Source organism: Streptomyces fuscigenes, assembly GCF_021556455.1.
Classification (GTDB): Bacteria; Actinomycetota; Actinomycetes; order Streptomycetales; family Streptomycetaceae; genus Streptomyces; species Streptomyces fuscigenes.
The window spans coordinates 1-8693 of sequence record NZ_JAKGCV010000235.1 but is presented as its reverse complement, the minus strand read 5'-3'; the positions used below and the strand labels follow the sequence as shown (position 1 = coordinate 8693).

At 71.4% G+C, this 8693-nt stretch carries 7 protein-coding genes; all 7 read right to left on the bottom strand.

Translation table 11 applies throughout. From position 1 onward, the window contains the following. Nucleotides 1-170 precede the first annotated feature (170 nt). Nucleotides 171-1028, bottom strand: a complete 858-nt coding sequence (gene pssA / locus L1885_RS18440; RefSeq protein WP_235798235.1) for a CDP-diacylglycerol--serine O-phosphatidyltransferase — start codon at nt 1026-1028, stop codon at nt 171-173. Beyond that, complete coding sequence (locus L1885_RS18435; RefSeq protein WP_235798234.1) at nt 1015-1671, bottom strand: phosphatidylserine decarboxylase; 657 nt, start codon at nt 1669-1671, stop codon at nt 1015-1017. Before L1885_RS18435 ends, pssA begins: the two co-directional genes overlap by 14 nt. Nucleotides 1672-2037: 366 nt before the next feature. Further along, on the bottom strand, nt 2038-3249 hold the full coding sequence (locus L1885_RS18430; RefSeq protein WP_235798233.1) for an acyl-CoA dehydrogenase family protein: 1212 nt from the start codon (nt 3247-3249) through the stop codon (nt 2038-2040). 1 nt (nt 3250) lies between these two features. After that, a complete protein-coding gene (locus tag L1885_RS18425) occupies nt 3251-3760 on the bottom strand; it encodes a MaoC family dehydratase (protein WP_235798232.1) in 510 nt (169 codons plus the stop codon). Nucleotides 3761-3763: 3 nt separating this feature from the next. After that, nucleotides 3764-4765: an HpcH/HpaI aldolase/citrate lyase family protein gene (locus L1885_RS18420; RefSeq protein ID WP_235798231.1), complete on the bottom strand. Its 1002-nt coding sequence runs from the start codon at nt 4763-4765 to the stop codon at nt 3764-3766. Further along, nucleotides 4762-6789, bottom strand: a complete 2028-nt coding sequence (locus tag L1885_RS18415) for an ethylmalonyl-CoA mutase (protein ID WP_235798230.1) — start codon at nt 6787-6789, stop codon at nt 4762-4764. Before L1885_RS18415 ends, L1885_RS18420 begins: the two co-directional genes overlap by 4 nt. Next, the gene (ccrA, locus tag L1885_RS18410) at nt 6786-8141 is read right to left on the bottom strand and encodes a crotonyl-CoA carboxylase/reductase (protein ID WP_235798229.1); all 1356 of its coding nucleotides are present in this window, start codon (nt 8139-8141) and stop codon (nt 6786-6788) included. Before ccrA ends, L1885_RS18415 begins: the two co-directional genes overlap by 4 nt. Between the last annotated feature and the right edge of the window lie 552 nt (nt 8142-8693).

Below are 8693 nucleotides of genomic sequence, written 5' to 3'. Positions count from 1 at the left end.
CCGGGGCGGCGGGTCGGCCGCCGGTGCGCGGCTCCCCGCCCGGGCCGCCCGCGGTGCCCGCGCCCGTACGACAGCAGGGCCCGCGACCTGAGCGGTCGCGGGCCCTTTGCGTGGTTCTTCCGGCGGGTGAGCGCCGGTGGGTGTTCCCGGCGCGGGGCGCCGGAGGAGCGCTACGGCAGCTGCGCCGCCCGGGCCTCGCGGCGGTTGTCCCGGAACGTGTTCACCCGCCGGGCCGTCGCGAACAGCGGGATGACCGCGCCCGTGACGACCTGCAGCGCGCAGCCCGTCTGGAGCAGCAGCTGCCCGCCCGGGGCGTCGAAGGCCCACGCGGCCAGCAGCGCCATCGCCGAGACGATCCAGCTCAGCATCGCCACGGCGAGGACACCGCGGGGCTTCGGGTACTCGACGCGGCTCACCATGAGCCAGGCCACACCCACGATCGCGAGCAGCGTCGGGACGAACGGCAGCTCGAGCAGCACGATCGACACGACCGTCAGCGCGCCGAAGGGACTCGGCATCCCCTGGAACATGCCGTTGCGCACCGTGACGCAGGAGAAGCGCGCGAGCCGCAGCACCACGGCCAGCAGCACGACCACGGCCGCCACGACCGAGAACCGCTGGTGCGCGTCGCTCTCGACCAGGCCGTAGACGAGGACGAAGTACGCGGGCGCGAGGCCGAAGCTGATCAGGTCGGACAGGTTGTCCAGCTCGGCGCCCATCGGCGAGCTGCGCAGCTTGCGCGCCACCAGGCCGTCGAAGAGGTCGAAGACCGCCGCGCACAGCATCAGGATGACCGCGGTCGCCGCCGAGTGGCGGGCCATGCCGCCGCTCTCGTCGCTGCCGGTCAGGTGCGGGATCAGGATGCCGGTGGTGGTGAAGTACACCGCCATGAAGCCGCAGGTGGCGTTGCCGAGGGTGAGGGCATCGGCTATCGACAGCCGCAGCGAGAGCGGCATGGGCTCCGCCTCGTCGTCCACCTGGGTCTCCGGGACCCATCCGGTCTGCGTCTCCGGGTCAATCACGGTCAATTCGAGTCACCCCCGCGGTCGTCTTCTGGCCCACCTCGACTGCGACGTCCACATCGCCGGGAAGGTAGAGGTCGACGCGCGAGCCGAAGCGGATCAGCCCGATGCGTTCGCCCTGTTCCACCTTCGTGCCCGCGGGCAGGTAGGGAACGATACGGCGCGCCACCGCGCCCGCGATCTGGACCATCTCGATGTCGCCGAGCTCGGTGTCGAAGTGCCACACCACGCGCTCGTTGTTCTCGCTCTCCTTGTTGAACGCCGGCACGTACCCGCCGGGGATGTGCTCCACCGACGTCACGGTGCCGGCCAGCGGGGCGCGGTTGACGTGCACGTTGAGCGGGCTCATGAAGATGGCGACCCGGGTGCGTCCGTCCTTCCACGGCATGATGCTCTGCACCACACCGTCGGCGGGGGAGATCAGACGGCCCTGCGCGATCTCGCGCTCGGGGTCGCGGAAGAACCACAGCATGCCCGCGGCGAGCGCGGTGGCGGGCACGGCTACGGCGGCCGCACCTCTGGATCGGCGGGCGCGCGCCAGACCGAGCGCCGCCGTGGCGACGGTCGGCAGGAGCCACGGCGACGATCCCCGCGCGAGGCGGACGCGACCGCGGGGTGCGGAGGTTGGGCCGGATGGACTGTGGGGCATGGATGACCTTCGTAGCGGATGATGCCGCGCTGGCAACAGGGGGACGGCGGCCTTCCACCGATGCTATCGGTAGCGAACCACAACTGAGCAAGCCAGCAGCCCAGTCGGGCGTTCGCGAGACCTTGTCCCACGCCTTCTCGTGTGTCCCCAGGGGCTCTTGGGGGCTTGGACGCACGTCTGGTTCCGAACGTTCCCCGGCGAAATTCATACGATCTTCGTATGAATCCCGTAGGTGATCCGCTCACGGGCCGAGCCCGGCCCTGCGCGGACCATACGGGATCTGTACGCTGCTCGTCTCGCGGGCCGCCCGGCGAACCGGGACGAACCGTACCCGAGAGGGCGGACCGTACGTGCCGTACAGCACGCTCATCCCTGCACTCGGTACTCCTCCAGCAGTCGGCGACCGATGATCATTTTCTGGATCTCGGCGGTACCCTCGCCGATCAGCAGCATCGGGGCCTCCCGGTAGAGGCGCTCGATCTCGTACTCCTTCGAGAAGCCGTAGCCGCCGTGGATGCGGAAGGCGTCCTCGACGACTTCCTTGCAGTACTCGGAGGCGAGGTACTTCGCCATCCCTGCCTCCAGGTCGTTTCGTTCCCCGGAGTCCTTTTTGCGTGCCGCGTTGACCATCATCGCATGGGCGGCTTCGACCTTGGTGGCCATCTCGGCCAGTTTGAACTGGATCGCCTGGTGCGCGGCGATCGGTTTGCCGAAGGTGTGGCGCTGCTGCGCGTATGAAATGCCCAGTTCGAAGGCGCGCTGAGCGACTCCGCAACCACGTGCGGCGACATTCACGCGCCCGACTTCCACGCCGTCCATCATTTGGTAAAACCCTCGGCCGGTGGCTCCGCCGAGCACCCGATCGGCCGGAACGTGCAGGCCGTCCATGATCAACTCGGTGGTGTCGACTCCCTTGTAGCCCATTTTGTCTATTTTGCCGGGGATGGTGAGCCCGGGACGGATCTCGCCGAAGCCGGGCTCCTTCTCCACGAGGAACGTCGTCATCGACCGGTGCGGCGGAGCGTCCGCCGGCTGCCCCTCGTCCGTGCGGCACAGCACCGCCACGAGCGAGGACGTGCCGCCGTTGGTGAGCCACATCTTCTGGCCCGTCAGGGAGAAGTCGCCGGTCTCCGCGTCCCGCACGCCCTTCGCCGTGATGGCGGACACGTCGGAGCCGAGCCCCGGCTCGGACATGGAGAAGGCGCCGCGCACCAGGCCGGCCGCCATCCGCGGCAGGAAGCCGTCCTTCTGCTCCCGGGTTCCGTACGTCTTCAGCAGATGGGCCACGATGAAGTGCGTGTTCACGATGCCGGACACCGACATCCAGCCGCGGGCCAGCTCCTCCACGCACAGCGCGTACGTGAGCAGCGACTCGCCGAGCCCGCCGTACTCCTCCGGGATCGTCAGGCCGAACAGCCCGAGGTCCTTGAGGCCCTCCACGATCGCCGAGGGGTACTCGTCGCGGTGCTCCAGATCCGTCGCGACCGGCAGGATCTCCTTGTCGACGAAGTCCCTCACCGTCGAGACGATCTCCCGCTGGACGTCCGTGAGGTCCGCGGTGGCGGCCAGTCGGCCCATGTCAGTTCCCCTCCCGAGGTTCCGGGCGGCCGGGCTGCTCGCCGCCGCGCCGCTCGACGTACTGCGCCGTCGGCACCATCACCTTGCGCCGGAAGACGCACACCACCGTGCCGTCCTGGTTGTAGCCGCGCGTCTCCACCTGCACGACCCCGCGGTCGTCCTTCGAGCGTGACGGCGTCTTCGCGAGCACCGTGCTCTCGCCGTAGAGCGTGTCGCCGTGGAAGGTGGGCGCCACGTGCCGCAGCGACTCCACCTCCAGGTTCGCGATCGCCTTGCCCGACACGTCCGCGACGGACATACCGAGCAGCAGCGAGTAGACGTAGTTGCCCACCACCACGTTGCGGCCGAAATCGGTGGCCCCGCCGGCGTAGTGGGCGTCGAGGTGCAGCGGGTGGTGGTTCATCGTCAGCAGGCAGAACAGGTGGTCGTCGTACTCCGTGACCGTCTTGCCGGGCCAGTGCTTGTAGACCGCGCCGACCTCGAACTCCTCGAACGTCCGGCCGAATCGCATCGTTCACGCCTCCGGGGCTTCGAAGGAGGTGGTGCGCCGCAGGCCCGCCGCGCGGCCCTTGCCGGCCACGACCAGCGCCATCTTCCGGCTGGCCTCGTCGATCATCTCGTCGCCGAGCATCGCGGACCCCTTCTTCCCGCCCGCCTCCGAGGTGTGGAAGTCGTACGCGTCGAGGATCAGCTCCGCGTGGTCGTAGTCCTCCTGCGCCGGCGAGAACACCTCGTTCGCCGCGTCGATCTGCCCCGGGTGGAGCACCCACTTGCCGTCGTAGCCGAGTGCCGCGGCGCGGCCCGCCACCTCGCGGAAACCCTCGACGTCGCGGATCTGCAGGTAGGGGCCGTCGATGGCCTGGAGGTCGTGGGTGCGGGCCGCCATCAGGATCCGCATCAGGATGTAGTGGTACGCGTCGGCGTCGTAGCCGGGCGGCTGCTTGCCCACGACGAGCGACTTCATGTTGATGGACGCCATGAAGTCGGCGGGCCCGAAGACGATCGTCTCCAGGCGCGGTGACGAGGCGGCGATGTCGTCGACGTTCACGAGGCCCCGCGCGTTCTCGATCTGCGCCTCGATGCCGATGCGGCCGACCTCGAAGCCCATCGTGCGCTCGATCTGGGTCAGCAGCAGGTCCAGCGCCCGCACCTGCTCGGCGTCCTGCACCTTCGGCAGCATCACGCAGTCCAGGTTCTGGCCGGCGCCCTCGACGACGGTGATGACGTCCCGGTAGGTCCAGCTCGTCGTCCAGTCGTTGACCCGCACGACGCGGGTCTTCCCGGTCCAGTCGCCCTTGTTGAGCGCGTCGACGATGCTGTGCCGCGCGCCCTCCTTGGCGAGCGGCGCCACCGCGTCCTCCAGGTCGAGGAAGACCTGGTCGGCGGGCAGGCCCTGCGCCTTCTCCAGGAAGCGCGGGCTGGAGCCCGGCACCGCGAGGCACGAGCGCCGGGGCCGCAGCCGGCCGGCCGCGGGGTCCGGGCTGCCGGCGGGGGAGGGGGACGAGGGGCTGGTCATGCGGGGACCTCCTGGGGGTCGAGCTCGTTCGCCTGCCGTACGCAGTCGACGATACGGCCGATGATCTCGGTGATTCCGAAGTCCTTCGGGGTGAAGACGGCGGCCACGCCGGCCGCGCGCAGGGCCGCCGCGTCGCCGGCCGGGATGATGCCGCCGACCACCACCGGGATGTCGCCGGCGCCCGCCTCGCGCAGCCGCGCGAGCACGTCCGGCACGAGCGCGGTGTGGGCGCCCGACAGGATCGACAGGCCGACGCAGTGCACGTCCTCGGCCAGCGCGGCCGAGACGATCTGCGCGGGGGTGAGCCGGATGCCCTGGTACACCACCTCGAAGCCGGCGTCCCGCGCGCGCACCGCGATCTGCTCGGCGCCGTTGGAATGGCCGTCCAGCCCCGGCTTGCCCACCAGCAGCCGCAGCCGCCCCACGCCCAGGTCGGACGCGGTACGGGCCGCGCTCGCGCGTACGGCGGCGAGCGGGGAGCCCTCCGGGGCCGCCTCGGCGACCGGCGCGCCGGCGACCCCGGTGGGCGCGCGGAACTCGCCGAAGACCTCGCGCAGCGCCCCCGCCCACTCCCCGGTGGTGACGCCGGCGCGCGCGCACGCGAGGCTCGCCTCCATCAGGTTGTCCGGCCCCCGCGCCGCCCTCGCCAGTTCGGCCAGCGCCTCGCGCGCCCGCTCCTCGTCGCGGCCGGCCCGCCAGCGCGCCAGGGAGGCGACCACGCCCGCCTCGGTGTCCGGGTCGACCGTGAGCACGGCCGTGCCCAGGTCGGCGGTGAGCGGGCTCGGCTCGCTCTCCTCGTAGCAGTTGACCCCGACGACCTTCGCCGCGCCGGACTCCACGGCGGTCCGGCGCTCGGCGTGCGAGGCGACCAGGCTGCTCTTGAGGTAGCCGGACTCCACGGCCGCCAGCAGGCCGCCGCGCTCCTCGATCCGCTCCATCTCGGCGCGCGCACCCGCCACCAGGCCCGCCACCTTCTCCTCGACGACCGGGGACCCGTCGAACAGGTCCGGGTACTCCAGCAGGTCGCTCTCGTGCGCCAGGACCTGCTGGATGCGCAGCGACCACTGCTGGTCCCAGGGGCGCGGCAGGCCGAGCGCCTCGTTCCAGGCGGGCAGCTGCACGGCGCGTGCCCGGGCGCCCTTCGAGAGGGTGACGGCCAGCATCTCCAGCACGATGCGCTGCACGTTGTTCTCCGGCTGCGCCTCGGTGAGGCCCAGCGAGTTGACCTGCACGCCGTAGCGGAAGCGGCGCCGGCGCGGGTCCCCGATGCCGTAGCGCTCCCGGGTGATGTCGTCCCACAGCCGCGTGAAGGCGCGCATCTTGCACATCTCCTCGACGAACCGGACACCCGCGTTGACGAAGAACGAGATCCGCTCGACGACCTCGCCGAACGCCTCCCCGGACACCTGCCCGCCGGCCCGCACCGCGTCCAGGACCGTGATCGCCGTCGACAGGGCGTACGCGATCTCCTGCACGGGCGTCGCGCCCGCCTCCTGGAGGTGGTAGCTGCAGATGTTGACGGGGTTCCAGCGCGGCGCGCGGCGCACCGTGTACGCGATCAGGTCCGTGGTCAGCCGCAGGCTCGGCCCCGGCGGGAAGACGTACGTCCCGCGCGAGAGGTACTCCTTGACGATGTCGTTCTGCGTGGTGCCGCGCAGGGCCCCGGGCGCCTCGCCGCCCTGCTCCTCGGCCACCACCTGGTACAGCGCGAACATCCACAGCGCCGTCGCGTTGATCGTCATCGAGGTGTTCGTGCGCTCCAGCGGGATGCCCTCGAACAGCCGCCGCATGTCGCCGAGATGGGAGACCGGCACGCCGACGCGCCCGACCTCGCCCCGCGCGAGCACGTGGTCGGGGTCGTAGCCGGTCTGCGTCGGCAGGTCGAAGGCGACCGACAGGCCCGTCTGCCCGTTGGCGAGGCCCCGCAGGTACAGGGCGTTGGACGCCTCGGCGGTGGAGTGGCCCGCGTAGGTGCGCATGAGCCACGGGCGGTCCCGGCCCGGTGCGGCGGCGCGCTCGCTCATGCGGCCGCCGCCGTCCGGTCGGTGCGGAAGAGGTTGATGGCCTCCTCGTGGCGCTCGCGCATCTCGGGGTCGCGCACGCCGAGGCCCTCGCGGGGCGCCAGCGCCAGCACGCCCACCTTGCCCTGGTGCAGGTTGCGGTGCACGTCGTACGCGGCCTGCCCGGTGTCCTCCAGCGCGTACACCTTCGACAGGGTGGGGTGGATGCGGCCCTTGGCGATCAGCCGGTTCGCCTCCCACGCCTCCCGGTAGTTGGCGAAGTGGGAGCCGACGATGCGCTTCAGCGACATCCACAGGTAGCGGTTGTCGTACTCGTGGGTGTAGCCGGACGTCGAGGCGCAGGTGACGATGGTGCCGCCCTTGCGGGTGACGTAGACGCTGGCGCCGAACGTCTCCCGGCCCGGGTGCTCGAAGACGATGTCGACGTCCTCGCCGCCGGTCAGCTCGCGGATGCGCGCGCCGAACCGCTTCCACTCGCGCGGGTCCTGGTGCTGCTCGTCGCGCCAGAAGCGGTACCCCTCGGCCGAGCGGTCGATGACGGCGTTCGCGCCCATGCGCCGGCACAGCTCGGCCTTCTCCGGGCTGGAGACCACACAGATGGGATTGGCCCCGCCGGCGAGCGCGAACTGCGTGGCATAGGAGCCGAGTCCGCCGCTCGCGCCCCAGATCAGCACGTTGTCGCCCTGCTTCATGCCGGCGCCGTTGCGGGAGACCAGCTGGCGGTACGCGGTGGAGTTGACGAGCCCGGGCGCCGCCGCCTCCTCCCAGCTGAGGTGGTCCGGCTTCGGCATCAGCTGGTTGGACTTGACGAGGGCGAGCTCGGCGAGCCCGCCGAAGTTCGTCTCGAAGCCCCAGATGCGCTGCTCGGGGTCGAGCATGGTGTCGTTGTGCCCGTCGGACGACTCCAGTTCCACGGACAGGCAGTGGGCGACGACCCGGTCGCCGGGGTGCCAGGAGTTGACACCGGGGCCGGTGCGCAGCACGACGCCCGCCAGGTCGGAGCCGATGACGTGGTACGGCAGGTCGTGCCGCGCGGCGAGCGGGCTGAGCCTGCCGTAGCGCTCCAGGAACCCGAAGGTCGGCATCGGCTCGAACAGCGACGTCCACACGGAGTTGTAGTTCACGGAGCTCGCCATCACCGCGACGAGCGCCTCGCCGGGCCCGAGTTCGGGCACCGGCACCTCGTCCACGTGCAGCGACTTGCGGGGGTCCTTGTCCCGGGTGTCGAGCCCCTCGAACAGCGCGGTCTCGTCCTTGCGGACGGTGACGGCGCGGTAGGACCCGGGCAGGGGGAGCGCGGCGAAGTCCGCCGCGGTGGCTTCTGGGGACTGGATCGCGTCCAGGATGTGCTTCACGGGAACCTCCGGATGTACCTGGCTGAACTGGGGCGGTGGAGGGTGCCGTCGGTTCGGCGGTGGTGCGCGCGCCGGAGCGCGGTCGTGCCCGGGGTGCGGGCGGTCCGGCGACGCGATGTGACGCTCGCGGGGACAGGCCGGATGCCCCGACGGTATGGCACGCGGTGCCGCGTCGCAAGGGTTCCCGGCCATATTTATGGCACTCAGTGCCAGGATGATCGATCATCGCTCGCTTCGGGGGCGCGTGATGCGGGAGCGACCGGGGGAGTGGGTGGGGCCTCGACGAGGGCGCGGACGGGGACGAGGACCCGGACCGCCGGAAGGGCCGATGCCCGCGCGGGGCGTCGATCGCCCTTCGTGGTGCGGTACTTGCCGCCAGGTGGCGCCGGGCGTCCGTCCGGCCGCCCGCACACCCCAGGAGCGGGAGAGGGCGGGGCGGGCGGCGGGGGAGTCCCGCGGCGGCACGTGAGCAGTGCGCGCGCCTCTGGCGAGGGCGCGGCCGTGGGGTGCGGCTGCGGCGGGAGGGCTGGGGCGCGGGGGCGTGCGCCCGTG